Origin of the sequence: Komagataeibacter xylinus (assembly GCF_031081985.1) — a bacterium.
GTDB lineage: Bacteria > Pseudomonadota > Alphaproteobacteria > Acetobacterales > Acetobacteraceae > Komagataeibacter > Komagataeibacter xylinus_E.
Genome location: NZ_JARWSK010000005.1, coordinates 48,757 through 73,155, shown reverse-complemented (window position 1 = coordinate 73,155; position 24,399 = coordinate 48,757). Strand labels below are relative to the sequence as shown.

The 24,399-nt window shown below is 65.0% G+C and carries 20 protein-coding genes; 14 read left to right on the top strand and 6 right to left on the bottom strand.

Features of this window, described 5'->3' with window-relative positions; genetic code table 11:
- Positions 1 to 300 precede the first annotated feature (300 nt).
- On the top strand, positions 301 to 2,994 hold the full coding sequence (locus QEG70_RS10695) for a valine--tRNA ligase (protein ID WP_308720849.1): 2,694 nt from the start codon (positions 301 to 303) through the stop codon (positions 2,992 to 2,994).
- A gap of 127 nt (positions 2,995 to 3,121) precedes the next feature.
- On the top strand, positions 3,122 to 3,676 hold the full coding sequence (gene msrA, locus QEG70_RS10690) for a peptide-methionine (S)-S-oxide reductase MsrA (RefSeq protein WP_308720644.1): 555 nt from the start codon (positions 3,122 to 3,124) through the stop codon (positions 3,674 to 3,676).
- A 70-nt stretch (positions 3,677 to 3,746) separates the two neighbouring features.
- On the opposite strand, the gene QEG70_RS10685 is transcribed toward msrA, so the two are convergent.
- From QEG70_RS10685 to QEG70_RS10665, 5 genes are read right to left on the bottom strand one after another with little or no spacing between them, the layout of a single operon-like run.
- Positions 3,747 to 5,108, bottom strand: coding sequence for an ABC transporter ATP-binding protein (locus QEG70_RS10685; protein WP_308720643.1), 1,362 nt, complete (start codon positions 5,106 to 5,108; stop codon positions 3,747 to 3,749).
- Between the two features lie 9 nt (positions 5,109 to 5,117).
- Positions 5,118 to 6,791 (bottom strand): ABC transporter permease, encoded by a 1,674-nt coding sequence (locus tag QEG70_RS10680; protein ID WP_308720848.1) that lies wholly within the window; start codon positions 6,789 to 6,791, stop codon positions 5,118 to 5,120.
- A gap of 41 nt (positions 6,792 to 6,832) precedes the next feature.
- Positions 6,833 to 7,294 (bottom strand): dUTP diphosphatase, encoded by a 462-nt coding sequence (gene dut, locus QEG70_RS10675; protein WP_308720642.1) that lies wholly within the window; start codon positions 7,292 to 7,294, stop codon positions 6,833 to 6,835.
- The gene (gene coaBC / locus QEG70_RS10670; protein ID WP_308720641.1) at positions 7,291 to 8,520 is read right to left on the bottom strand and encodes a bifunctional phosphopantothenoylcysteine decarboxylase/phosphopantothenate--cysteine ligase CoaBC; all 1,230 of its coding nucleotides are present in this window, start codon (positions 8,518 to 8,520) and stop codon (positions 7,291 to 7,293) included. The genes dut and coaBC overlap by 4 nt, the downstream gene beginning before the upstream one ends.
- A complete protein-coding gene (locus QEG70_RS10665; RefSeq protein WP_308720640.1) occupies positions 8,520 to 9,317 on the bottom strand; it encodes a class I SAM-dependent methyltransferase in 798 nt (265 codons plus the stop codon). Before QEG70_RS10665 ends, coaBC begins: the two co-directional genes overlap by 1 nt.
- 29 nt (positions 9,318 to 9,346) lie before the next feature.
- On the opposite strand from QEG70_RS10665, the gene mutM reads away from it, so the two are divergent.
- From mutM to gyrB, 6 genes are all read left to right on the top strand, one after another.
- The gene (gene mutM, locus QEG70_RS10660) at positions 9,347 to 10,228 is read left to right on the top strand and encodes a bifunctional DNA-formamidopyrimidine glycosylase/DNA-(apurinic or apyrimidinic site) lyase (protein WP_308720639.1); all 882 of its coding nucleotides are present in this window, start codon (positions 9,347 to 9,349) and stop codon (positions 10,226 to 10,228) included.
- A gap of 103 nt (positions 10,229 to 10,331) precedes the next feature.
- Entirely contained in the window at positions 10,332 to 10,601 is a 270-nt protein-coding gene (rpsT, locus tag QEG70_RS10655; RefSeq protein ID WP_159259946.1) for a 30S ribosomal protein S20, read from the top strand.
- 366 nt (positions 10,602 to 10,967) lie between these two features.
- On the top strand, positions 10,968 to 12,425 hold the full coding sequence (gene dnaA, locus QEG70_RS10650) for a chromosomal replication initiator protein DnaA (RefSeq protein WP_308720847.1): 1,458 nt from the start codon (positions 10,968 to 10,970) through the stop codon (positions 12,423 to 12,425).
- A gap of 108 nt (positions 12,426 to 12,533) precedes the next feature.
- A complete protein-coding gene (gene dnaN, locus QEG70_RS10645; protein ID WP_308720638.1) occupies positions 12,534 to 13,658 on the top strand; it encodes a DNA polymerase III subunit beta in 1,125 nt (374 codons plus the stop codon).
- A 25-nt stretch (positions 13,659 to 13,683) separates the two neighbouring features.
- On the top strand, positions 13,684 to 14,808 hold the full coding sequence (gene recF / locus QEG70_RS10640) for a DNA replication/repair protein RecF (RefSeq protein ID WP_308720637.1): 1,125 nt from the start codon (positions 13,684 to 13,686) through the stop codon (positions 14,806 to 14,808).
- 90 nt (positions 14,809 to 14,898) lie between these two features.
- Positions 14,899 to 17,367 (top strand): DNA topoisomerase (ATP-hydrolyzing) subunit B, encoded by a 2,469-nt coding sequence (gene gyrB / locus QEG70_RS10635; RefSeq protein ID WP_308720636.1) that lies wholly within the window; start codon positions 14,899 to 14,901, stop codon positions 17,365 to 17,367.
- Between the two features lie 6 nt (positions 17,368 to 17,373).
- Here the strand turns inward: gyrB and gph are convergent, their stop codons facing one another.
- Positions 17,374 to 18,054 (bottom strand): phosphoglycolate phosphatase, encoded by a 681-nt coding sequence (gene gph, locus QEG70_RS10630; protein ID WP_308720635.1) that lies wholly within the window; start codon positions 18,052 to 18,054, stop codon positions 17,374 to 17,376.
- A gap of 291 nt (positions 18,055 to 18,345) precedes the next feature.
- On the opposite strand from gph, the gene glmU reads away from it, so the two are divergent.
- The 6 genes from glmU to QEG70_RS10600 all read left to right on the top strand — a co-directional run bounded on the left by glmU (position 18,346) and on the right by QEG70_RS10600 (position 24,219).
- On the top strand, positions 18,346 to 19,713 hold the full coding sequence (glmU, locus tag QEG70_RS10625) for a bifunctional UDP-N-acetylglucosamine diphosphorylase/glucosamine-1-phosphate N-acetyltransferase GlmU (protein ID WP_308720634.1): 1,368 nt from the start codon (positions 18,346 to 18,348) through the stop codon (positions 19,711 to 19,713).
- Positions 19,713 to 21,536, top strand: a complete 1,824-nt coding sequence (gene glmS, locus QEG70_RS10620) for a glutamine--fructose-6-phosphate transaminase (isomerizing) (RefSeq protein WP_308720633.1) — start codon at positions 19,713 to 19,715, stop codon at positions 21,534 to 21,536. Before glmU ends, glmS begins: the two co-directional genes overlap by 1 nt.
- Positions 21,537 to 21,604: 68 nt before the next feature.
- A complete protein-coding gene (gene thiO, locus QEG70_RS10615; protein WP_308720632.1) occupies positions 21,605 to 22,600 on the top strand; it encodes a glycine oxidase ThiO in 996 nt (331 codons plus the stop codon).
- 22 nt (positions 22,601 to 22,622) lie between these two features.
- A complete protein-coding gene (gene thiS, locus QEG70_RS10610) occupies positions 22,623 to 22,823 on the top strand; it encodes a sulfur carrier protein ThiS (protein ID WP_308720631.1) in 201 nt (66 codons plus the stop codon).
- The gene (locus tag QEG70_RS10605; protein WP_174520901.1) at positions 22,823 to 23,599 is read left to right on the top strand and encodes a thiazole synthase; all 777 of its coding nucleotides are present in this window, start codon (positions 22,823 to 22,825) and stop codon (positions 23,597 to 23,599) included. Before thiS ends, QEG70_RS10605 begins: the two co-directional genes overlap by 1 nt.
- Positions 23,596 to 24,219, top strand: a complete 624-nt coding sequence (locus QEG70_RS10600; protein ID WP_308720630.1) for a thiamine phosphate synthase — start codon at positions 23,596 to 23,598, stop codon at positions 24,217 to 24,219. The genes QEG70_RS10605 and QEG70_RS10600 overlap by 4 nt, the downstream gene beginning before the upstream one ends.
- Positions 24,220 to 24,399 lie beyond the last annotated feature (180 nt).

The window sequence follows — 24,399 nt, the reverse complement described above, 5'->3', positions numbered from 1 at the left end:
ACACAACCCCCGAAAATCTGCCGTTTTCTTCCCTCTGGCTATGACAGCCGATGACAGGGAGAAACACCCGGTGACAGGCATGCCGGGGGTGTCCGTGGGGGTATCGCCAACATGTCGGGCGCGCCATCCTTGGCCCCGACCCTCCGGCCATGTCGTATTCACCATCAGCACATGATCTGTTGCCCGGCATAAAGATTACGGGCCAAGGCGTTCCCTTCGCGCCGGTTTGGGGTATATCTGCCCGTGGCCGGGCGCGTTGTCCTGCCCTGCGTCTGATTATGGTGGATCTGGTTTTTCGTGATGCTTGACAAGTCGTTCTCCCCCGCCGGGACAGAAACCTCCCTCTATGCCCTGTGGGAGGCCAGTGGCGCGTTCAGCGCACAGCCTGACAGCACGGCAAAACCCTATACCATCATGATTCCGCCGCCCAATGTTACGGGCACGCTGCATATCGGCCACGCCCTGACCATGACATTGCAGGACACGCTCATCCGCTGGCGCCGCATGCAGGGGCGCGACACGCTGTGGCAGCCGGGCACCGACCATGCCGGCATCGCCACCCAGCTTGTGGTCGAGCGCATGCTGCAAAAGGAAGGCACATCGCGCCAGGAAATGGGCCGCGACGCCTTTGTCGAGCGCGTGTGGGAATGGAAGGCCGAATCCGGCGGCGGCATTACAAAGCAGCTCCGCCGCCTTGGCGGCTCGCTCGACTGGCAGCGCGAGCGCTTCACCATGGATGATGGCCTGTCGGATGCGGTGAAAGAGGTGTTCGTCACCCTTTACCGCGAAGGGCTGATCTACCGCGACCGCCGTCTCGTCAACTGGGACCCCGCCTTCCGCTCCGCCATCTCCGACCTTGAGGTCGATAACCGCGAGAGCCGGGGCAGCCTGTGGTATATCCGCTACCCTGTCGAGGGCCAGCCGGGCCGCACCATCACGGTTGCCACCACCCGCCCCGAGACCATGCTTGGCGACATGGCCGTGGCCGTGCACCCCGATGATGAACGTTTTGCCGACCTCGTGGGAAAGAACGTCATCCTGCCGCTGACCGGCCGCCGCATTCCTGTCGTGGCTGATGAGCATTCCGATCCCACCAAGGGCAGCGGCGCGGTCAAGATCACGCCCGCGCATGATTTCAATGACTTTGAGGTCGGCCGCCGCCACAAGCTCGACATGCCCAGCGTGCTTGATGAGGAAGCCCGCATCACCCTGGCCGAGATCGAGGGCGAGCTCCGCGCGGAAGAAGGGCTGGCCGACCCCGCCTTTGTGCGCACGCTGGCTGGCATGCCGCGTGATGAGGCGCGCAAGGCCATGGTGGCCGAGCTTGAGCGGCTGGAATGGCTGGAAAAGATCGAACCGCACACCAATCAGGTGCCCCATGCCGAGCGTAGTGGCGCCGTGGTCGAGCCGCGCCTGACCACCCAGTGGTACTGCGATGCCAAGACTCTCGCCGGTCCCGCCATTGAGGCGGTTGAAACCGGCAAGATCGAATTCGTGCCCCGGCAGTGGGAAAATACGTTCTACGCCTGGATGCGCGACATCCAGCCTTGGTGCATCAGCCGCCAGCTGTGGTGGGGGCATCGCATCCCCGCCTGGTACGGCCCTGATGGGCATGTGTTCGTTGCCCATGATGAAGCCGATGCCGCCAGCCAGGCCCGCGCCCATTACGGGCAGGACACGGTGCTGACGCGTGACGAGGATGTGCTCGATACATGGTTCTCCTCCGCCCTGTGGCCGTTCTCCACGCTGGGTTGGCCGCAGCAGACACCGGAACTGGCGCGCTATTACCCCACCGATGTGCTGGTCACAGGGTTTGACATCATCTTCTTCTGGGTTGCGCGGATGATGATGATGGGCCTGCACTTCATGAAGGATGTGCCCTTCCGGCAGGTGTTTATCCACGGGCTGGTGCGTGACGAGCGCGGGCAGAAGATGTCCAAGTCCAAGGGCAACGGCATCGACCCGCTGGAGATGATCGACAGCTACGGCGCGGATGCCATGCGCTTTTGCATCTGCTCGCTCACCGGCCTTGGCCGCGACGTGAAGCTTGGCCCGAAAAAGGTGGAGGAATACCGCTCCTTCATCACCAAGATCTGGAATGCCGCGCGCTTTTGCGAGATGAACGGCGTGGCCCCGGTTGCAGGCTTCAGCCCGGCCTCCGTGCAGTCTCCGCTGGGCCGGTGGATCCTCGCCGAACTGGCGCAGGCGGTGGAAGAGGCGAGCAAGGCGCTGGAAGCCTTCCGCTTCGATGAATATGCGGGCGCGTGCTACCGCTTTGTGTGGAACTGCTTCTGCGACTGGTTCCTTGAACTGGCCAAGCCGGTCTTTGCCGCGGGCGATACGGCGGAAGCGGTCGAGACCCGTGCGGTGGCCGCCCATGTGCTGGGCACTATCCTGCGCCTGCTCCAGCCCGTGACCCCGTTCATGACCGACCGGCTGTGGCAGCATTTCGGCTTTGGTGGCGAAGGCTCGCTCATCACCGCGCCGTGGCCGCAGCCCGAACATCTGGAAGGGGCGAAGGACGCGCGTGAGGAGATGGAATGGCTGATCCGCTTCATTTCCGCCATCCGCACCGTGCGCTCGGAAATGAACGTGCCGCCCTCGCGTCTGGCCCCCGTGCTGCTGCGTGATGCCTCGGCCACCACCGTGGCGCGTGCCGCCAAATGGGCGGAAGCGATCGGTCGCATGGCCCGCGTGTCCGAAGTGCAGCCGCTTGCGGGCGAGATGCCGCAGGGGGCTGCCCAGCTTGTGGTGGATGAAGCAACGCTGGTCATTCCGCTGGCCGGGATCATTGACCTGAGCGTTGAGCGCCAGCGGCTGGAAAAGGAATGCGCCAAGGTGGATGGCGAGATTGCCAAGGTCGAGCGCAAGCTGGGCAATGCCGATTTCGTTGCCCGCGCCAAGCCCGAAGTCGTGGCCGAAAACCGCGAGCGGCTGGAGGCGTTCCAGGCAGAGCGCGTGCGGCTCAAGGCGGCCCTTGCGCGGATTGCTTAAAGGAAGAAAAGTTTTTGGGTGCCGCCTTTTTTCAAAAAGGCGGCGTTCTTTCGAAGCTTCTTGAAAAAAGCTTCACCAAAAACTTCTGGAACATTCTCTTCACATCATTTTGGGGAAGGACGCCACCATGACCGCAAACGCGTTGGAGACACTGGTGCTCGGTGGGGGCTGCTTCTGGTGCATTGAAGCGCCGTTCAAGGAACTGCGCGGCGTGCAGGCGATCGAGCCGGGCTATGCCGGTGGCCATACCCCCAACCCCACTTATGAACAGGTCTGCACGGGCCGCACCGGGCATACCGAGGTCGTGCGCGTCACCTTCAACCCCGCCGAGCTGTCCTGTGCTGACCTGCTGCGCATCTTCTTTGTCATGCATGACCCCACCACGCCCAACCGGCAGGGCAATGACGTGGGCACGCAGTATCGCTCCGCCATTTTCTGGCAGGATGCGGCGCAGGAAAAGACGGCTTACGCCATACGGGATGAAATCGCGGCCCAGCATGTCTGGCCCAACCCGATCGTGACCGAGATTGCGAAGCTGGAGCATTTCTGGCCCGCCGAGGATTATCACCGCGACTATTTTGCCCGTAACCCCGGCAACCCGTATTGCAGCGCGGTCATCCCGCCCAAGATCGCCAAGATGCGCCGCCTGTTCCGTGACCGGCTGGTGGATTCCGCCGGTTAAGGCTTTTTTCAAAAAGCTTCGGGAAGCGCTGCCTTTTTGAGAATAGGCAGCGCCCGGAAACTTCTATCCGCTAGCTACGGTCCGTCGGGTCATCATCCAGAAAAAGCTGGTCCGCTTCCTCATCAAAATCAAACAGTTCCGCATAACGTGCCCAGCCGATCAGGGTCTGGAGCGTCTGGCGGGCGTAGTTGGGGGACATGCTGTCCTCGAGTTCATCGCGGAAGCGCTCGGCGCTGGCGCGGTGGTTGGGGCGCTCGTCCAGCACGGCGCGGATGGTGCGCACCATGGGAATGTTGTGCAGCATGCTCTGCCACAGGATGTGCTTGCGGATGTCGTGCTCGCTCTGCACAAAGCGCATGCCCTCGGGCGTGAGCAGGATGTCGCCATCCTCAAGCTCGGCAAATCCCAGCAGTTGTAGGGATTCGCCAAGGGGGAACAGGTCATCAAGCTCAAGCTGCAGGCGGCTGGCGAGCAGCGGCAGGTCGGCCCGGCCATGCAGCGGGTCGGCGGCCAGCGTTTCCATCATGCCCACGATGGTGTTCATGGGCAGGGCGGGCAGGGCCACGGCATCGGCCGTGATCTGCACATGCTTCATGTCCGGGTCGGTCATGTCCGCCTCAGACACGACCGGCGCGCGGCGTGTCATGAGCGCGTAGATACGGTCCACGAACTGGCGGAAGGCCATGTCCTCGCGGTTGCGGGGGTGCTCGAAGGGCACCTGAAGCTCATAGGCCACTCTGCCGGGGTTGGAGGAGAAGATGAGGATGCGGTCGCACATCAGCACCGCCTCCTCGATATTGTGGGTGACCAGCAGGATCGACTGGATGGGCAGTTTCTTCTCCGCCCACAGTTCCACAAGGTCGGTGCGCAGGTTTTCAGCCGTCAATACGTCGAGTGCCGAGAACGGCTCGTCCATCAGCAGCAGGTCGGGATGAACCACAAGGGCGCGCGCCAGCCCCACGCGCTGGCGCATGCCGCCCGAAAGCTCCTTGGGGTAGGCATTCTCATACCCGCCCAGCCCGATCAGGTGGATCGCATCTTCCGCCAGCTTCTCGCGCTCGGCAGGCGCCACGCCCTGCGCTTCCAGCCCCAGTTCCACGTTTTTCTGCACCGTCAGCCACGGGAACAGCGCAAAGGACTGGAACACCATGGAAATGCCCGCAGCCGGCCCCTCCAGCCGCTTGCCCTTCCAGATCACCTCGCCCGCGGTGGGCGGCAAAAGCCCCGCGATAATGCGCAGCAACGTGGACTTGCCCGACCCCGAGCGGCCCAGCAGCCCCACGATCTCACCACTGCGGATGCTCAGGTTCACGCCATCAAGCACCACGAGGTCGGTCGAACTTTCCTTGGGGTAGGCCTGCCTGCAATTGACGATCCGGACAAGTTCCGTGCCGGTCTGCTTCGGGGCGGGGGGAGTGGCTTGCTGCGGCATCAGGCGCTCTCAGTCAAAAGTGTAATGCCGGGCGGCATAATTGGATAACGGGCGCCAAAGCGCGCGATTGAGCAGCAGCACGAAGGCCGCCATGACCGCCATGCCTAGCCCCACCTGGTCGGTTGCTCCCGCCACGGTGGCATGGGCAATATAGGCGCCCAGCCCCTGCGCGCTCAGGGTGGTGTCGCCCCAGCTGGCTACCTCGGTGGCGATGGCGGCATTCCATGCCCCGCCCGATGCGGTCAGCGCGCCGGTGATGAAATAGGGCGTGATGCCCGGCAGCATCACCCGCCGCCACCATAGCCAGCCCTTGACGTGGAAGTTGCGCGCCGCCTCGAGCAGGTCACCGGGATAGGACGAGGCCCCGGCCACGATATTGAACAGGATATACCACTGCGTGCCCAGCAGCATGAGCGGGGTGAGCCAGATATTGCTGTTGAGGTGCCAGTGCACGATGGCCACTACCACGAGCGGAAAGAACAGGTTGGCGGGGAAGGCGGCCATGAACTGCGCCGCCATCTGCGCATGCCGCGCCCGCCGGGGCGACAGGCCCAGCCAAATGCCCGCAGGCACCCAGATCACCGAGGCCACCAGCACCGTAAACATGACCCGCAGCAGCGTCAGCCCGCCGAGCGCCATGACATGCAGCACCTGCCCCGTGCTGTAATGGGTGAGGGAGAAGGTCCATGTTTTCCACCCCAGGGTGAGGGCGCACAGGATAATCCCGGCAATCCAGGCCGCATCCATCAGGCGGGGAGGGATAAGCGCGCGCGCCGGGGCAGACGGGCGCGGGCCAAGGGCCAGCCAGCCGATGCGCGTCATGCCATCGCCCACGCGCAGGCAGAAACGGCGCAGCAGGTGCGTGCGGCGCAGCAGCACCAGCATCCACGGGTCGGGCGCCGCCAGGGGGGCGCCGTCATCGGTCTGGAACCGCGCGGACCATGCCACCAGCGGGCGGAACAGAAGCTGGTCATAGGCCAGGATCACGGCCAGCATGGTGAGAATGGCGTAGAAAATGGCGGCAAGGTTCCGCTGCTCGATCGCAACGCCCACATACGAGCCGATGCCGGGCAGGGCGATATCGGTATTGCCGACCGTGATTGTCTCGGAATAGACGACCATGAACCACCCGCCAGACATCGAGATCATGGTGTTCCACACCAGCGCGGGGATGGCGAAGGGCACCTCGAGCCGCCAGAAGCGCTGCCACGGGGTGAGGCCAAAGCAGCGGGCGGCTTCCTCAAGGTCAGGCGGCACGGTGCGCAGCGACTGGTACATAGCAAAGGCCATGTTCCATGCCTGGCTGGTGAAGATGGTGAAGATGGCGGCAAGTTCCGCCCCCATCATCCGCCCCGGAAACAGCCCGAGGAAAAAAATGACCGTAAAGGTGAGGAAGCCCAGGATGGGCACCGACTGCAAGATATCCAGCAGCGGCACCAGCACCTGCCCCGCCCGCCTGCTTTTGGCGGCCCATACGGCATAGGTGAAGGTAAACACCAGCGACGCCGCAAGGGCTGCGAACATGCGCAGCGTGGTGCGCACGGCATAGCCGGGCAGGTAGGCCGGGCTGAGGTGGATGGTCCCGGCCTCGCTTGCGGGAATGGGTACGAGCATGTGGCGGCCCGCCGTCGCCACCACGACCGCACCCGCCATGATGGCAAGCAGGCCGAGCAGGTCCGCCATATTGGGGCGGACGCGCAGGTTACCCGGTTGGCCGCCTGTGCTCACCCTGCCGTGCCCGTGCTGCCAAAGCCGCCCGCGCCACGGGTGGTTTCATCAAGTTCGGCGTATTCCACCCACTCACCGCGCACCACGGGGGCGAGCACGCCCTGGGCAATGCGCATGCCACGCTCGACCACAAAGGGCGCATTGCCTGCATTCATCACGATAATGCCGATCTCGCCGCGATAATCCTCATCAATCGTGCCCGGCGCATTGGGCAGGGTCACGCCGTGCTTGAGCGCAAGCCCCGAGCGGGGGCGGATCTGGAGTTCATAGCCACGCGGCAGCCCCACGCACAGCCCCGTGGGCACCAGCGCGCGGCCACCCGGCGCAATGGTCATGGGTTCGGTCACGGCGGCCAGCAGGTCCATGCCGGCAGCGCCCTCGGTGGCGTAGGCGGGCAGGGGTAGGTCATGCGCATGGGCCAGGCGCTTGACCTGAATGGGCAGGGGGGAGAGGCTCATGAAGTGTGTCCGTCAACATGTGGTGCGTTGAAAAAGGCTGCGATGCGGGCGACGAGGCGCTGCGCCACCTGCGTCTTGTCCAGCCGGGGCCAGTGGGTGCAGCCTGTGGCGTCGATCAGGTCCACCTCGTTTTCAGCCCCGCCCATGATGCCGCTTTCGGGGCTGACATCATTGGCCACGATCCAGTCGCAGCCCTTGCGCAGGCGCTTGGCGGTGGCGTGTTCGACCACATGCTCGGTCTCGGCGGCAAAGCCTACCACCAGTCGCGGCCGGGTGGGGGATGGCTGGCTCAGCACGGCCAGAATGTCCGGGTTGGGCACAAGGCGGAGCGCGGGCGGGGGCTGGCCTGCGGTTTTCTTGATCTTCTGCGGGGCTTCATCCACATGCCAGTCCGCCACGGCGGCGGTGCACACGGCAATATCGCACGGCAGGGCCTGCTGGCAGGCCGCAAGCATGGCGCGTGCCGTCTCGACGCGCACGATATGCACGCCCGGCGGGTCGGGCAGGGTGGTCGGCCCGCTGACCAGCGTCACCTCAGCCCCGGCTTCCGCCAGCGCGCGCGCAATGGCATAGCCCTGCGTGCCCGATGAGCGGTTGGCCAGGTAGCGCACCGGGTCGATCGGCTCATGCGTGGGGCCTGCGGTGACCAGCACGCGGCGGCCCGCAAGCGGCTGTTCGCCATCCAGCCGGGCCAGAATGGCGGCAAGGATCGAGTCGGGCTCGGCCAGGCGGCCCGGCCCGTGCTCGTTGCATGCCATCAGCCCGGTCTCGGGGCCGACGAATTCCACGCCACGGGCCGCAAGGGTTGCGATATTGGCCTGTGTGGCGGGGTGCTGCCACATGCGCACGTTCATGGCGGGCGCGGCCAGCACCGGGGTGTCGGTGGCCAGCAGCACGGTGGTGGCGAGGTCATCGGCCCGGCCCGCGCTCATGCGGGCCAGCATATCGGCGGTGGCGGGGCAGACCACGATCAGGTCGCTGCTGCGCGAAAGGGCGATATGGCCCATCTCGCTTTCATCGGTCAGGGAGAACAGGTCGCTGTATACGCGCTCACCGCTCAGCGCCTGAAGCGAAAGGGGCGTGACGAATCGCGCGCCCCCTTGCGTCAGCACCGTGCGCACGCGGATGCCGTGTTCCCTGATCCTGCGGATGAGTTCGAGTACCTTGTAGGCGGCAATCCCCCCACACACCACCAGCAGGACAGAACGGTCTGCCCGTGCCCCCATCAGATCTTCCAGCCGGAGTGGATGGCCGCGATCCCGCCCGAGAGGTTCTGGTAGGACACGCGCTCAAGCCCCGCTTCGCGCATCATGTCGGCCAGGGTTTCCTGGTCGGGGAACATGCGGATGCTCTCGGCGAGGTACTGGTAGCTCTCGCGGTCGCCCGCGATCGCCGCCCCCATGCGTGGCAGGACGTGGAAGGACCAAGCATCATACACAGGCGCAAACGCTGCAACCTGCACGCGCGAGAATTCGAGGCACAGGAACCGCCCGCCCGGCCGCAGGATGCGACGCGCCTCGCGCAGGACCTGCAGCTTGTCGGTGCAGTTGCGCAGGCCAAAGGCGATGGAGACGCGGTCCACCGAATTGTCGGCCAGCGGAATGGCCTCGGCATCGACCGCCATGAAGTTGAGGCCTGATACCAGCCCGCGCTCCATCGCGCGGTTGCGGCCCACGGTGAGCATGCTCACATTGATGTCGGACAGGATGGCAGGCCCGCCCCCGCCGCGCAGCCAGCCGAACGAGATATCGCCCGTGCCACCGGCCAGGTCGAGCAGCGACAGGTCGGGGTGGGGGGCGAGTTCGTTGACGAAAATCTTTTTCCACGCGCGGTGAATGCCCAGCGACATCACGTCATTCATGACGTCGTATTTGGAGGCCACGCTGTCAAAGACTTCGCGCACCATGGATTTCTTCTCGCGCAATGGCACATCGCGGAAGCCGAAATCGGTGGTATCCGCATGGCGGTCATCGGGACGGCCGGCGGAAGGGAAGGGATGGTATGGCTGGCTATTGTCGGTCATGATGCACAGGTATAACCCCAGATGAGGCCATGCCGGAACTCCCTGAAGTCGAAACTGTGATGCGCGGGATGCGAGTGCATCTTGAAGGTCACACTATTTCTAGCGCCAGCACGCACCATACGGGGCTGCGCTGGCCGTTTCCCCCCGGTCTGGCCCGTGCGCTGGAAGGCCAGCGGATCGATGGATTCGCCCGGCGGGGAAAATATATCCTCATCACGCTTTCGGGCGGGATGGTGGTGGTGCTGCACCTGGGCATGTCCGGGCGCGTGCTGCTCTCGCGGCCCAGCGTGGCCGAGAGCGGGCAGCCTCCCGCCCTGCACGAACATCTGGTGATCGAGACCGGGGAGGGCGCGCGCTGCGGGCTGGTCGACCCCAGGCGCTTCGGCATGGTCGATCTGGTGCCAGCAGTGGAGGTGGAAAGCCACCGCCTGCTGGCCGGCATGGGGCCCGAGCCGCTGGGCAACCGCTTTGGTGGTTCGTGGCTTGCGGCAAGGGGCCGTGGGCGGCGCACGAGCATCAAGGCGCTCCTGCTCGACCAGCGCGTGGTGGCGGGGCTTGGCAATATCTATGTGTCCGAGGCGCTGTTCCGCGCGCGCATCCACCCCGCGCGGGCGGTGGGCGAAATCAGTGCCGCGGAATATGATGAACTGGCAGCCCAGGTCCGCGCCGTGCTCGACGAGGCGATTGCCGCAGGCGGCTCAAGCCTGCGTGATTATGTGCAACCTGATGGGGAACTCGGCTATTTCCAGCATGCCTGGCGCGTTTACGGGCGCGAAGGGCTGGGGTGCCCCGATTGCCCCGGCCCGCCTGCGTGTGACGGGGTGGAACGCATCACCCAGTCGGGGCGTTCGAGCTTCTTCTGTCCCCGCCTGCAGGAGGCCCGAGACGATTTAGGCAAAGACTTGTCTTGACGAATACGGTCAGGGTGGACTAGATCGCCAGCCTGATATGGGATGTCCGCACGATCGGGTGGCGGACCGCCGTAACCTGATTTATGCAGATGAACTGAGAGCAATGGCCAATACAGCATCCGCGCGCAAGCGCATCCGTCAGAACGAACGCCGCAACGCCCGCAACACCGCGCGCCTGTCGCGCGTGCGCACCTTCGTGAAGAAGGTCGAGACCGCGATCGCCACCGGCAAGAAGGACGACGCCGTGGTGGCCCTGCGTGAGGCACAGCCCGAAATGCAGCGCGCCGTTGGCAAGGGCGTTCTTCACGCCAACACGGTTGCCCGTCGTATTTCCCGCCTGTCCGCCCGTATCAAGTCCATCGCTGCTGCGTAAGATACGGCTGGTTTCTTTCATTTGAAAGAAAGCTGGAAGTAATAAAGAAGGTCGTCTGTCGCCATTATTGGCGATGGCGGCCTTTTTTTATTATCAGCATCTTCATGGTGTGAACGGGTTTTGGCAAGTGCGGGGCAGATTCCCGTTGCTTCGCCCGATTCCGTGCTCTAAATTATGAGGATAATTCCAGCGTCATCGGTTGTCCTGGCAGCAAGGGCCGGGCCGTGGGTCGTGCCAGTGGCACGGCTTGTGGCCTGTCCTGTGGGGAAGGGCCGGTGGCGCGGGGTGGTGGAATGGAGCGGGGTTACGGCAGGGGCATGCGCGCAGGCGGTGTCCTTTTCGTGCCCCATGTGGCGGGGAGCGGATATGACGGGCGGACTGGAAGGCTACGACGCGGTTGCGGAAGCCAACGCGCAGAAGAGTGTGCTCGCCATCCACTGGTCGCGCATCTGCGAGCGGCTGAAGGCCGAGGTGGGCGAAGTCGAATACCGCACCTGGCTGCGCCAGATCACGGTCGGCCCGGTGGAGGAGGACGAGATCACCCTCTACCTGCCCACGCGCTTTTTGCGCGACTGGGTGCGCGGGCAATACGGCGACCGGCTTGGCACGCTGTGGCATGCCGAAGTGCCCGCCATCCGCCGGGTCGAGCTGCAGGTGGCCCGCCCCGCAGCCCAGCCCGCCCCCGAGGCGCAGGATGCAACGCCCGCGCCTCAGGCCGCCACGGCCCCGGTCGAACCAGCACCCCCCGTGGCAGCGCCCGGCGTGGTGGAAAGTCCGCGCCAGGCCGAGGTGCGCAGCGACCTTGCCGCCCCGCTCGAGCCGCGCTTTACGTTTGACACCTTCGTCGTGGGCAAGCCCAACGAGTTCGCCTATGCCTGCGCCCGCCGCGTAGCCGAGCGCCCGTCCAGCCCCGGCTTCAACCCTTTGTTCCTTTATGGCGGCGTGGGCCTGGGCAAGACCCACCTCATGCACGCCATCGGCGCGGAACTGCTGCGTGGTGGCAAGGTCTCGGTGGCCTACATGTCGGCCGAGAAGTTCATGTACCGCTTCATCGGGGCCATCCGCTCGCAGTCCACGCTCGAGTTCAAGGACCAGTTGCGCTCGGTCGATGTGCTGATGATCGATGACCTACAGTTCCTCATTGGAAAGGACAACACGCAGGACGAATTCTTCCACACTTTCAACGCGCTGGTTGATGCCGGGCGGCAGATCGTGGTCTCGGCCGACAAGTCGCCCTCCGACCTGTCGGGGCTTGAGGACCGGCTGCGCACCCGCCTTGGCTGCGGCATGGTGGCCGATATCCATGCCACCACGTTCGAGCTGCGCATTTCCATCCTCGAGGCCAAGGCCGCCGCCTCCGGCGTTGTGGTGCCTGCCAAAGTGCTGGAATTCCTTGCCCACAAGATCACGTCGAACGTGCGCGAGCTTGAGGGCGCGCTCAACCGGCTGATCGCGCATGCCAATCTGTTTGGCCGCCCCGTCACGCTGGAAGCAACGCAGGATGTGCTGCACGACATCCTCAAGGCGCATGACCGCCGCGTCACCATCGAGGAAATCCAGCGCAAGGTGGCCGAGCACTGGAACACGCGCCTGACCGACATGTTCTCCGCCCGTCGGGGCCGGGCCGTGGCGCGGCCGCGCCAGGTGGCGATGTATCTCGCCAAGCAGCTCACCAGCCGCTCTTACCCCGAGATCGGGCGCAAGTTCGGCAACCGCGACCACACCACCGTCATGTATGGCGTGACCAAGGTGGAGCAGTTGATGGCGCAGGACCCCGCCTTTGCCGAGGATGTGGAACTGCTGCGCCGCATGCTCGAGACCTGACGCATTTCGGGCCTGCGCCCCTTTACCGCTGTTGCTTCAGGCTGCTAGACAGGTCTCCCCCGTTTTGTGCTTTTTCGGGTGCTGCGGGATGTGGAGGATATCGTACCGATGAAGTTGAAGGCTGACCGCGTAACGCTGCTCAAGGCACTGGCCCATATCCAGAGCGTTGCCGAGAAGCGCAATACCATCCCCATCCTGGCCAACGTGCTGATCAATGTCACCGATGGCGCGATGACGCTGACCGCCACCGACATGGAAATTGCCGTGGTCGAGGGCATGGTGGCGGAAACGCTGCGTGATGGCGCGGTCACGGCGCCGGCTGCCGTGCTGTACGAAATCGTGCGCAAGCTGCCCGATGGCGCGCAGGTCGAATTCGACCACGCCGGGGGTGATGCGCCGTTGGGCCTGCGGGCGGGGCGCTTTGCCACCAGCCTCAACGTGCTCGACGTGGATGACTTCCCCTCCATGATGGCAGGCAGCCTGCCGCATGAATTCAGCATTCCGGCGCAGGTGCTGCGTGGCCTGATCGACCGCACCCGCTTCGCCATCTCCACCGAGGAGACGCGCTACTACCTCAACGGCATTTTCCTGCACGTGGCCGAAGGCGAGGCCGGGCAGGTGCTGCGTGCGGTGGCAACCGACGGCCACCGCCTGGCCCGCGTCGAGACCGAACTGCCGCCGGGCAGCGAGGGCATGCCCGGCGTGATCGTGCCGCGCAAGACCGTGGGCGAACTGCGCAAGCTGCTTGATGAAGGGCCGGAGCAGGTCGATGTCGCCCTGTCCGACACGCGCATCCAGTTCACCATCGGCAACATCACGCTCACTTCCAAGCTGATTGATGGCACGTTCCCCGAATATGAGCGCGTGATCCCGCACGGCAATGACCGTATCCTGCGCGTGGGCAAGAAGATCTTCTCCGATGCGGTGGCCCGTGTCGCGGCCATCAGCCAGGAGCGCTCGCGCCCGGTCAAGCTGAGCATGGCGCATAACCTGCTCACCCTGTCCGCCGCCAGCCAGGATCAGGGCTCGGCCACCGAGGAACTCGACGAAAACCACGTCTCCTACGATGCCCCGCCCATCGAGATCGGCTTTCAGGCCCGCTACCTCAACGACATTACCGACCAGGTGGAAAGGGAAGTGGAATTCGCATTTTCCGACAGTTCCGCCCCGACCATCGTGCGCGATGTGGACAGCCCCTCGGCGCTGTACGTGCTGATGCCCATGCGCGTTTGAGCGCGCCGCCGCCCATTACGGCAGCATGGCCTGCATAACCCGGCTGACGCTGACGGATTTCCGCAACTACCGCCGCCTGTCGTGGCAGCCGGCGCAGCCGGTTACGGTCATTACCGGGCCGAATGGCAGCGGCAAGACCAACCTGCTCGAGGCCGTATCACTGCTCGTGCCCGGCCGTGGCCTGCGCGGCGCACGCATGGATGAACTGCCCCGCCACGGTGCGGGCCTGTGGGGCGTTACGGCGCAGGTGGAGGGACTGGACGGGGATGAAGCCCTGTCCGCCCAACTTGCAACAGGGGCCGACCCGCTGCGCCCCGAGCGCCGGGTGTTCCGTGTGGATGGGCAGGCCCTGCGCAACCGTGATGGCATTGGCGAATATTTCTCCGCCGTGTGGATCACGCCGCAGATGGATCGCCTGTTCCTTGAAGGGGCAGGGGGCAGGCGGCGCTTTCTTGACCGGCTGGTGCAGGCGCTTGAACCCGGCCATGCGCGTGAACTCGCAGCCCATGACCGCGCCATGGCCCAGCGCAGCCGCCTTCTGGGCCAGCGCAACCCCGATCCCGACTGGCTTGCAGCCCTCGAGCACACCATGGCCCGCCATGCAGTGGCCACCGTTGCCGCGCGGATGGACATGGTCAGCCGCCTCAATACCGATGAGCAGGCGTTGGCCGATGGCTTTCCAGCTGCCCGGCTGGAACTGGAATGCGACATTGCCGCCCACCTCGCCACCCGGCCTGCGTTAGCCGTGGAGGACTGGCTGGCCGGACAGATCGCGGGCACGCGCGGCATTGACCGCCAGCGCGGCGGCAGCCGTTTTGGTGCTCACCGCACCGGACTTGCGTTGGCCGACCGGGTGAGCGGGCGTGCAGCAGCCCTGTCCAGCACGGGGCAGCAGAAGGCGCTGCTGCTGGGCATCGTGCTGTCGCATGCGCGCATACTCGCGGCATGCCGGGGGCAGGTGCCCATGCTCCTGCTCGATGAGCCGCTGGTGCATCTGGATGAAGCCCGCAGGCAGGCCCTGTTCCGCGCCGTGGGCCGCATGCGCACCGGCGTGTTCCTGACCGGAACGGACGCCGAACAGTTCGCCCCCCTGCGGAGGCGCGCCGTATTCGAGACGCCAGGGGCGGGTAATCTTGCCCATGAAGCCTGATTTGCGTGGGGAATGCTGGTTACGCCGGGCGGTTGGGGCTATAATGCATTCTGATATTTTGTTGTTGTCCGCTGTGGAGCATCTGCCGGCATGTCCGATCAATCCAGTCCCGATCAGAAACACGATGCCGAGGCCAAGGGCACAGTAGCCCCTGTGCCTGATTATGACGAGGCATCCATCTCGGTGCTGCGGGGGCTGGATGCGGTGCGCAAGCGCCCCGGCATGTATATTGGCGATACCGATGACGGCTCGGGCCTGCACCACATGGCCTTCGAAATCATTGATAACGCGGTAGATGAGGCGCAGGCCGGTTTCGCCACCGGCTGCGTCGTCACCCTCAATGGTGATGGCAGTGTGACCGTGCGCGATGACGGGCGCGGCATTCCCACCGGCATGCACCATGAGGAAGGGGTGAGTGCGGCGGAAGTCGTGCTGACCAAGCTGCATGCGGGCGGCAAGTTCAACCAGAACTCCTACAAGGTTTCCGGTGGCCTGCACGGCGTGGGTGCGGCGGTGGTCAATGCCCTGTCCGAATGGATGGAAGTGCGCATCTGGCGCGATGGCAAGGAGCATGTGATCCGCTTTCAGGGCGGCGAGCGTGACGAGGCGCTGCGCGTGGTGGGTGAAAGCAGCGAGCCGCGCGGCACGCAGGTCACTTTCAAGCCCAGTGCCGAGACCTTCGCCAAGGTGGAGTTCGAGTTCCCGATTCTCGAGCGCCGCCTGCGTGAACTGGCCTTCCTCAATTCCGGGCTGAAGATCGTGCTGCGCGATGAGCGGCACGAACCCGCGCGCGAGGAAAAATTCCACTACGAGGGCGGCCTGTGCGCCTTTGTGGAATGGCTCGACCAGGGCAAGACCGCCATCGTGAACCCGCCCATTACCGGCAGCCTCCAGAACGAGGAAAACGGCATCAAGGTCGAGTTCGCGCTGACATGGAACGACAGCTTCCATGAAACCATGCTGTGCTTTACCAACAACATTCCGCAGCGCGATGGCGGCTCGCACCTTGCGGGCTTCCGCCAGGCGCTGACCCGCGTGGTGGGCCGCTACGCCGAGGCCAATGCGACCAAGAAGGACAGCCAGGCACTGAACGGCGAGGACATGCGCGAGGGCCTGACCGCCGTGCTCTCGGTCAAGGTGCCCGACCCCAAATTCTCATCGCAGACCAAGGACAAGCTCGTCTCGTCCGAGGTGCAGCCCGTGGTGCATGCCGCTGCTGCCGACATGATCTCCCACTGGTTCGAGACCCACCCCAAGGAAGCCCGGCACATCGTGGCCAAGGTGATGGATGCCGCAGCCGCCCGTGAGGCGGCGCGGCGCGCGCGTGAACTCACCCGGCGCAAGGGCGTGCTTGATATTTCCTCGCTTCCCGGCAAGCTCGCGGACTGCCAGGAGCGTGACCCGGCAAAATCCGAACTGTTCATCGTCGAGGGTGACTCGGCAGGCGGCACGGCCAAGCAGGGGCGCGACCGGCGCTTCCAGGCAATCCTGCCGCTCAAGGGCAAGATCCTCAACGTGGAGCGCGCGCGCTTTGACCGCATGCTCGGCTCGGCTGAAATCGGCACGCTGATTACGGCACTCGGCACCGGCATCGGGCGGGGCGACGTGGAGCATGGCGGCTTCTCGATCGAGAAGCTGCGCTATCACCGCATTGTCATCATGACTGACGCTGACGTGGATGGCTCGCACATCCGCACGCTGCTGCTGACCTTCTTCTTCCGCCAGATGCCCGAACTGATCGAGAACGGGTATCTTTATATCGCGCAGCCGCCGCTGTACCGCGCCAAGCGCGGCAATGACGAGCGTTACCTCAAGGATGACGCGGCCCTTGAATCCTATCTGCTCGACAAGGCGCTGGCCAATGCGGCGCTGCATTATGCCGATGGGCGAGAGGTGCAGGGCGAGGCCATGCGGACGGATGTGCACTTCATCCGCGACGTAACCCGCGCGCTCTCGCGCCTGTCAGCCCGGGTGCCGGTATGGATACTGGAGCAGGCGGCCATTGCGGGCGTGCTGCGGCCTGACCTGAACACGGTGCCCGAGCGCATTGTGGACCTGCAGGCGCGGCTTGACGCCATCTCGCCGCCCACCGAGCGCGGGTGGAAGGTGGCTGTAAGCGAGAGCGGGCTGGAGATGGCGCGCAGCGTGCGCGGCGTGGGCGAGGTCTACCGGCTTGAGGCCACCACCCTGCGCAGCGCGGAAGTGCGCTGGCTGGCCGAGCGCCATGAGCGGCTGGTGAAGGATTTTGCCGGGCCTGTCAGCCTCGTGCTCGATGGGGTGCCGCACCCCTTCCACGGTCCGGCCTCGCTGTATGAGCGGATTCTGGCGCAGGGCCGCAAGGGCCTGTCGATCAACCGCTTCAAGGGCCTTGGCGAAATGAATGACGAGCAGTTGTGGGAGACCACGCTTGACCCCGCCATGCGCACGCTGCTGCAGGTCAAGGTGGGTGATATTGAAAACGCGGCGCAGGTCTTCTCCACCCTGATGGGCGATGTGGTCGAACCGCGCCGTGACTTCATCGTGGGCAATGCGCTCAAGGTCGCCAATCTCGACGTGTGATTGGCTTCAGGCAGGCACCAGTTCGCCTGCCAGATGCGGTAATTCGGTAATGGAATCGGCGCCCACCGTGGCCCCGGCTTCCATTTCCGGCCGCCCGTAGCCCCAGCGGGCAAAAATGACCGGCACATGGGCGCCGGTGGCGGTGGCCACGTCGTTATGGTGGTCGCCCGTCATGATGGCACGGGCCGGGGTGCTGCCTGCCTGTTCAATGGTGCCCAGCAGGTGGCGCGGGTCGGGCTTGCGCACGCCAAAGCTGTCACCCCCGCCCACGGCGACAAACCATTTTTCCAGATCCATGACCTGAAGGATATGCCGCGCCGCCGCCACGGGCTTGTTAGTGCAGACCGCCATGCGCCAGCCTGCCGCGTGCAGGGCTGCCAGCGTCGCGACCGTGCCGGGAAAGGGGCGGGAATGGTCGGTTGAATGGGGCGTGTAGCGTTCCATGTAGCGGGCCGTGGCCTCGGCGCGGTTGATGCGGGCGGCTGCGGGGCCGGCATGGTCGAGCAGGCGGCTGACGAGGGCGGCCACGCCATCGCCAATCATCGGGCGCACGGCTTCGGGTGTTACGGGCGGCAGGTGGTATTGCGCCAGCAGCCAGTCGGCGCAGGCAGCAAGGTCGGGCAGGCTGTCGATCAGCGTGCCATCCATATCAAAAACCGCCAGGCGGGGAGGGGAGGATGTCATCATGAATGCCTTTGACTGTCTGGCGTTCAGCAAGCCTCACCGTGGGCTGCCCCGCAAGTCATAAGAGATTGTTTTAAAACAGGTCATTGATAAAAAAGAAAAGTTTTGGGTATCGCCTTTTCCCGGGAAGATGACGTTCCTTCGAAGCTTTTTGAAAAAAGCTTCACCAGAACCTTTTATAATTTCAGGGATTTTTGGTCGCCATCCCGTAGCATGCAGACATTCTAAGTGATGCGCCTGCGTGCGGATAAGGGTTTGACAGGGTAGTCAGGTGCGGAGTACCCGCACACTGCCATGAACACCGACACAGAGACCGACCAGCCCGCCTCCGCCGCGCCCCTGTCAACCGCTGTCATCCTGGCGGCAGGTCGCGGCACGCGCATGAAATCGGAGCGGCCAAAGGTCATGCATCCGCTCGCGGGCCAGCCCATGCTGCGCTACCTGATTGATAATGCGGCCCAGGTATTTGACCGCATCATTGTCGTCGCCGGGCCGGGCATGGATGACGTGGCAGCCCTTGCCGCCCCGCACACGGTCGTGGTGCAGCATGACCGACTGGGCACCGGCCACGCGGCCCGTCAGGCCGAGGCCGCCTTTGGCACCGGTGATGTCGCGGTGCTGTATGGCGATAACCCGTTGATTACGCCGGGCACCATGCGCGCCCTGCTGGCCCAGCGCCGCAGCGATGACACGGGCCTTGCCCTGCTGGCCATGGAGCCTGCCGATCCCGCGCGCTATGGCCGCGTGGTCACGCGCGACGGGCTGGTGCAGCGGATCGTGGAATGGGCGGATGCAACCCCTGCCGAGTGCGCCATCGGCCTGTGCAACGCGGGCGTGCTGTGCGCCGCCACTGACGATTTCTGCCGCTGGCTGGCCGAGATTGATAACGATAACGCGCAGGGCGAATACTATCTGGGCGATGTGGTGGCGCGCGCCGTGGCAGAAGGGCGCAAGGTGCGGGCTGTCGTCGCCCCCGAGGATGAACTGCGCGGCATCAACTCGCGGGCCGAACTTGCCCAGGCCGAGGCCTGCGTGCAGGCCCGCCTGCGCCTTGCCGCCATGGCGGGTGGCACTACCCTCGTGGCGCCCGATACCGTGTTCCTGTGCGCCGATACGGTGTTCGAGCCTGATACGGTGGTCCACCCCCATGTGGTGTTCGGGCCGGGCGTGCATGTCCGGCGCGGCACGGAAATCCATGCCTTCTCGCATATCGAGGGGGCAACGGTCGGGCCTGATGCCCAGATCGGCCCCTATGCCCGCCTGCGCCCGGGCACCGATGTGGGGCAGGGCGCGCGCGTGGGTAACTTCGTCGAACTCAAGGCCACCACGCTCGGCGCGGGCGCCAAGGCCAACCACCTGACCTATCTGGGCAATACCACTGTGGGGGCAAAGGCCAATATCGGCGCGGGCACCATTACGTGCAATTATGATGGCGTGTTCAAGCACCGCACGGAAATCGGGGCCGAAAGCTTCATCGGGTCGGATTCGGTGCTTGTCGCCCCCGTGCGGTTGGGTAAAGGGGTGATTACGGCAGCGGGCAGCGTGATTACGCATGATGTGCCCGATGATGCCCTGGCCATTGGCCGGGCACGGCAGGCGGACAAGGCGGGCTATGCCAGCGTGTTCCGCCAGCGGCTGAAGAACAGGAAGGAACAGGGCTGATGTGTGGCATTGTAGGGGTTGTGGGTAGCAATCAGGCCACGCCGGTCATTCTCGATGCCCTGCGGCGGCTGGAATATCGGGGCTATGATTCCGCCGGCATCGCAACGCTTGAGCACGGCCATGTCGAGCGCCGCCGGGCGGCAGGCAAGCTCGACCATCTCGCCTCGCTGCTCGCGCGCGTGCCGCTGCCGGGTGTGACCGGCATCGGCCACACGCGCTGGGCCACCCATGGCGCGCCCACCGAGAACAACGCCCACCCGCATGGCACGGAGCGCGTGTCGGTGGTGCATAACGGCATTATCGAGAACTTCGAGGAACTGCGCCGCGAGCTTGAGGCGGCAGGCCAGGTCTTCTCGACCGATACTGATAGCGAGACCATCGCCCAACTGGTTGACTACCACCTGCAGCGTGGCCTCTCCCCCCGTGAAGCCGCGCATGAATGCCTCAAGCGGCTGGAAGGCGCGTATGCGCTGGCCATGATCTTTGCAGGGCATGACGGCATGGTCATCGGTGCGCGGCATGGCGCGCCGCTGGTGGTGGGCTTTGGCGATAACGAGATGTTCCTCGGCTCCGACAGCCTGGCCCTCGCGCCGCTCACCCGCCGCATCGCCTATCTCGATGATGGCGATTGGACGGTGATCACACCCGCTGGCGCCACGTTCTTTGACATGGCGGGCAACCCGGTCGAACGTCCAGTCAGGATGACGGCGCTGATCGCGGCCTCGGTGGGCAAGGATGGTTACCGCCATTACATGGAGAAGGAACTGCACGAGCACCCGGTGGTGATCGGCCAGACGCTCCAGCGCCTGATCGACCCCGCCACCCGCCGCGTGGTGATGCCCGACCTGCCGTTTGACCTGGCCAGCATTCCCCGCGCCGTGATTACCGCCTGCGGCTCGGCCTTCTATGCGGGCATGATCGGGCGCTACTGGATCGAGCAGTACGCGCGCCTGCCGGTCGATATCGACGTGGCGAGCGAGATGCGTTACCGCAACCCGCCGCTGGCCAATGGCGGGCTGGGGCTGCTCATCTCGCAGTCGGGCGAGACGGCGGATACGCTGGCCGCCCTGCGCGGCATGCGGGCGGCGGGGCAGCATATCGTCTCGGTGCTCAATGTTGAGCAGAGCACCATGGCGCGTGAAAGCGATGCCGTGCTCGGCACCGTGGCAGGCCCTGAAATCTCGGTGGCCAGCACCAAGGCGTTTACAGCCCAACTCTCGGTGCTGGCGTGCCTGACCATAGCCTTCGCACGCGCACGCGGCACCATTGACGCCGTGCAGGAAGAGCGCATGGTCACCAACCTGCTCGACTTGCCAAGCAAGGCCACCGAGGTGTTCGAGCGCCATGACGAGATCCGCCGCATGGCCGCCATCGTGGCTGAAGCGCGTGATGTGCTGTATCTGGGGCGCGGTGCGATGTTCCCCGTAGCGTTCGAAGGCGCGCTCAAGCTCAAGGAAATCACGTATATCCACGCCGAGGCCTATGCCGCGGGCGAGATGAAGCACGGCCCCATATCGCTGATCGACAGTACCGTGCCGGTTGTGGCCACCGTGCCGTCGGGGCCGTTGTTTGAAAAAACGCTGTCCAACTTGCAGGAGGCCAAGGCCCGTGGCGGCCGCCTGCTGGTGTTTACCGACATGGAGGGCGCGCCACGCCTGCGCGAGATTGCGGAATGCGTGGTGGCGATCCCGACGGTAGATGAGTTCGTGGCCCCCATCCTGCAGACCATTCCGGTGCAGATCCTGGCCTATGAGGTGGCGCTGATCAAAGGCACGGATGTGGACCAGCCGCGCAATCTGGCCAAATCCGTTACTGTTGAATAGACACGCGCAGGCACGCTGGCACACTCGCCGCCAGCAGGACTGAACCAGCACAGGGGCACGGCAGGCACATGACAGCACCAACGGCATTCCCCCAGGGTCCGGGTCCGCGCGTTCTGGTGCGCGGTGCCGGGGTTTCGGGGCTGACGGCGGCGGTGACCCTGGCCGAGCGGGGCGCGCGGGTGGTGGTGCATGAATGTGGCCCGCGCGTGGGCTGGGGTGCGTCATGGAAGGCAGGCGGCATGCTGGCCCCGTGGTGCGAGGCCGAATCCGCAACGCCGGAGGTCACCGCCCAGTCCCTTGCCTCGCTCGACTGGTGGGATGCGCACGTGCCCGGCGTGGACCGCAACGGCACGCTGGTGCTGGCTCCCCCGCGTGATATGCGCGAGATCATGCGCTTTGGTCGCCGCACATCACATTACGAGACCATTGGCGAGGCCGAGATTGCGCAGCTTGAGCCGGACCTGGCCGATCGCTTCTCGCGCGCGCTGTTCTTTGCCGGCGAGGGCCACGTCAACCCGCGTGATGCGCTCGCGGCCCTTGCTGCCCGACTGGTTGAAATGGGCGGTGAAATCCGTTTCAATGTGCCGGTTGATGAACAGCCTGCGGGCTTTGACTGGGTGGTGGACTGCACCGGCATTGCCGCCCGCGACAAGTTGGCCGGCATGCGCGGCGTGCGCGGCGAGATGCTGCTGCTACGCTGCCCGGATGTAACGCTGCGCCGCCCGGTGCGCATGTTGCATCCGCGCATTCCCATTTACATCGTGCCGCGCGCGGACCATGTGTACATGGTGGGGGCCACCATGATCGAGAGTGAAAACGCAGGCCCCATGACCCTGCGCTCGATGGTGGAAATGCTGGGCGCGGTCTATGCGCTGCATCCCGCCTTTGGCGAGGCCGAGATACTCGAGACCGGCACCGGCCTGCGCCCCTCCTACCCTGACAACATGCCCGCCGTGCGCCATGAGGGGCGGCATATCCATATCAACGGCATGTATCGCCACGGCTTCCTGCTCTCGCCCGTGCGGGCGGCGGAGGCGGCCGATATCGTGTTCGGCGCGGCGTGAGCAGCCCCTACAGGAGCGTTCCATGCAGATAACGGTAAATGGCAAACGCCATGACGTTCAGGCCACAACCCTGAGCGCCTTGCTTGACGAAATGGGCTATGACGCCACGGCCCGCATCGCCACGGCGGTGGATGGCTGCTTTGTCGCGGCCAGCCAGCGTCCGGCCCTGGCGCTGCACGCGGGCGCGCAGGTGGAAATTCTGGCCCCCATGCAGGGAGGATAATGGCAATGACCCTTTTCTATGGCACCGAACTCGCCTCGCGCCTGATGCTGGGCACGGCGCAGTATCCCTCGCCTGAAATCCTGGCGGATGCCGTGCGCCGGGCCGGGGCCGGGGTTGTCACCGTCTCGCTGCGGCGCGAGGCGGCAGGCGCGCGTGCGGGCCAGGCGTTCTGGGAACTGATCCGCGGGCTTGACGTGCCCGTGCTGCCCAACACGGCGGGCTGCCACACCGTGCGCGAGGCCGTGACCACGGCGCAGATGGCGCGCGAGGTATTCGGCACCGACTGGATCAAGCTCGAGGTGATTGGCGAATCCGACACATTGCAGCCCGACATGTTCGCCCTTGTCGAAGCCGCACGCATTTTGACCGAAGACGGCTTCAAGGTCTTCCCCTACATGACTGAGGACCTGGTGGGGGCCGAGCGCCTGCTGCGCGCGGGCTGCGAGGTGCTGATGCCCTGGGGCGCGCCGATCGGCTCGGGCAAGGGGCTGAACAACCTGTTTGGCCTGCGCGCGCTGCGCGCGCACTTCCCCGATGTGCCGATGGTGGTCGATGCAGGCATAGGTGTGCCCTCGCATGCCGCACAGGCCATGGAACTGGGCTATGATGCGGTGCTGATCAACACGGCGGTGGCCAAGGCGGGCGACCCGGCTGAAATGGCGCGCGCCTTCGCCATGGCGGTCGAGGCCGGGCGCATGGCCTATATTGCCGACCCGATGGAGGAACGCGACATGGCCGTGCCTTCCACCCCCGTTATCGGGCAGGCGGTGCTATGAACGCCGCCCCGCTACCCTCGCGCATTTACCCGGTTGTTGATGAAGCCCGCTGGGTGGGCGAGCTTGGCCAGGCAGGTGCAAAGCTGATCCAGCTGCGCCTCAAGGATATGCCGCCTGACGCCCTGCTGCGCGAAATCCGTGCAGGGATTGCGCAGGCGCGGCAGCACGGCGTGTGCCTCGTGCTCAATGATTACTGGCGCATCGCGATCGAGGAGGGGGTGGATTACATCCATCTCGGGCAGGAAGACCTTGATACGGCGGACCTGCCCGCCATCCGCGCTGCCGGGATCAGGCTGGGGGTCAGCACCCATAGCGAGGCGGAACTCGAGCGTGCGCTCTCGGTCAGCCCCGATTACGTGGCCCTTGGCCCGGTCTGGCCCACGAAACTGAAAAAAATGCCGTGGGGGCCGCAGGGCACGGCAAAACTGACGGCGTGGAAGCAGCGCATCGGTGATCTGCCGCTCGTGGCGATTGGCGGCATTACGCTCGCGCGCGCCCCTTCATGCATCGCGGCGGGCGCGGACTGTGTCTCGGCGGTGTCGGATTTCATTCGCATGCCTGACCCGGCAGGGCAGGTAAAGGCCTGGCTTGCCGCAACCCGCACGGGACAGGCCTTGTGAAAAAGTGGAACATAATGTGATCGGTGCTGTGTTGTTCATGCAACGCTTATGTGGCATTATTGATACTGACATTTCTGGTCCTTGAAGGAATACCTTTTGCGGCCAGATATTGAGTTCAGCACGCCGGATTCTGCAGTACCGATACGTTATGAACATAATCTGTTCATGGTCGGTCGCTAG

Excerpts from the sequence above, each read along its gene's own strand:
- QEG70_RS10695 (WP_308720849.1), top strand. The coding sequence starts at position 301 with ATGCTTGACAAGTCGTTCTCCCCCGCCGGGACAGAAACCTCCCTCTAT.
- msrA (WP_308720644.1), top strand. The coding sequence starts at position 3,122 with ATGACCGCAAACGCGTTGGAGACACTGGTGCTCGGTGGGGGCTGCTTC.
- QEG70_RS10685 (WP_308720643.1), bottom strand. The coding sequence starts at position 5,108 with ATGCCGCAGCAAGCCACTCCCCCCGCCCCGAAGCAGACCGGCACGGAA.
- QEG70_RS10680 (WP_308720848.1), bottom strand. The coding sequence starts at position 6,791 with ATGGCGGACCTGCTCGGCCTGCTTGCCATCATGGCGGGTGCGGTCGTG.
- dut (WP_308720642.1), bottom strand. The coding sequence starts at position 7,294 with ATGAGCCTCTCCCCCCTGCCCATTCAGGTCAAGCGCCTGGCCCATGCG.
- coaBC (WP_308720641.1), bottom strand. The coding sequence starts at position 8,520 with ATGGGGGCACGGGCAGACCGTTCTGTCCTGCTGGTGGTGTGTGGGGGG.
- QEG70_RS10665 (WP_308720640.1), bottom strand. The coding sequence starts at position 9,317 with ATGACCGACAATAGCCAGCCATACCATCCCTTCCCTTCCGCCGGCCGT.
- mutM (WP_308720639.1), top strand. The coding sequence starts at position 9,347 with ATGCCGGAACTCCCTGAAGTCGAAACTGTGATGCGCGGGATGCGAGTG.
- rpsT (WP_159259946.1), top strand. The coding sequence starts at position 10,332 with ATGGCCAATACAGCATCCGCGCGCAAGCGCATCCGTCAGAACGAACGC.
- dnaA (WP_308720847.1), top strand. The coding sequence starts at position 10,968 with ATGACGGGCGGACTGGAAGGCTACGACGCGGTTGCGGAAGCCAACGCG.
- dnaN (WP_308720638.1), top strand. The coding sequence starts at position 12,534 with ATGAAGTTGAAGGCTGACCGCGTAACGCTGCTCAAGGCACTGGCCCAT.
- recF (WP_308720637.1), top strand. The coding sequence starts at position 13,684 with ATGGCCTGCATAACCCGGCTGACGCTGACGGATTTCCGCAACTACCGC.
- gyrB (WP_308720636.1), top strand. The coding sequence starts at position 14,899 with ATGTCCGATCAATCCAGTCCCGATCAGAAACACGATGCCGAGGCCAAG.
- gph (WP_308720635.1), bottom strand. The coding sequence starts at position 18,054 with ATGATGACATCCTCCCCTCCCCGCCTGGCGGTTTTTGATATGGATGGC.
- glmU (WP_308720634.1), top strand. The coding sequence starts at position 18,346 with ATGAACACCGACACAGAGACCGACCAGCCCGCCTCCGCCGCGCCCCTG.
- glmS (WP_308720633.1), top strand. The coding sequence starts at position 19,713 with ATGTGTGGCATTGTAGGGGTTGTGGGTAGCAATCAGGCCACGCCGGTC.
- thiO (WP_308720632.1), top strand. The coding sequence starts at position 21,605 with ATGACAGCACCAACGGCATTCCCCCAGGGTCCGGGTCCGCGCGTTCTG.
- thiS (WP_308720631.1), top strand. The coding sequence starts at position 22,623 with ATGCAGATAACGGTAAATGGCAAACGCCATGACGTTCAGGCCACAACC.
- QEG70_RS10605 (WP_174520901.1), top strand. The coding sequence starts at position 22,823 with ATGGCAATGACCCTTTTCTATGGCACCGAACTCGCCTCGCGCCTGATG.
- QEG70_RS10600 (WP_308720630.1), top strand. The coding sequence starts at position 23,596 with ATGAACGCCGCCCCGCTACCCTCGCGCATTTACCCGGTTGTTGATGAA.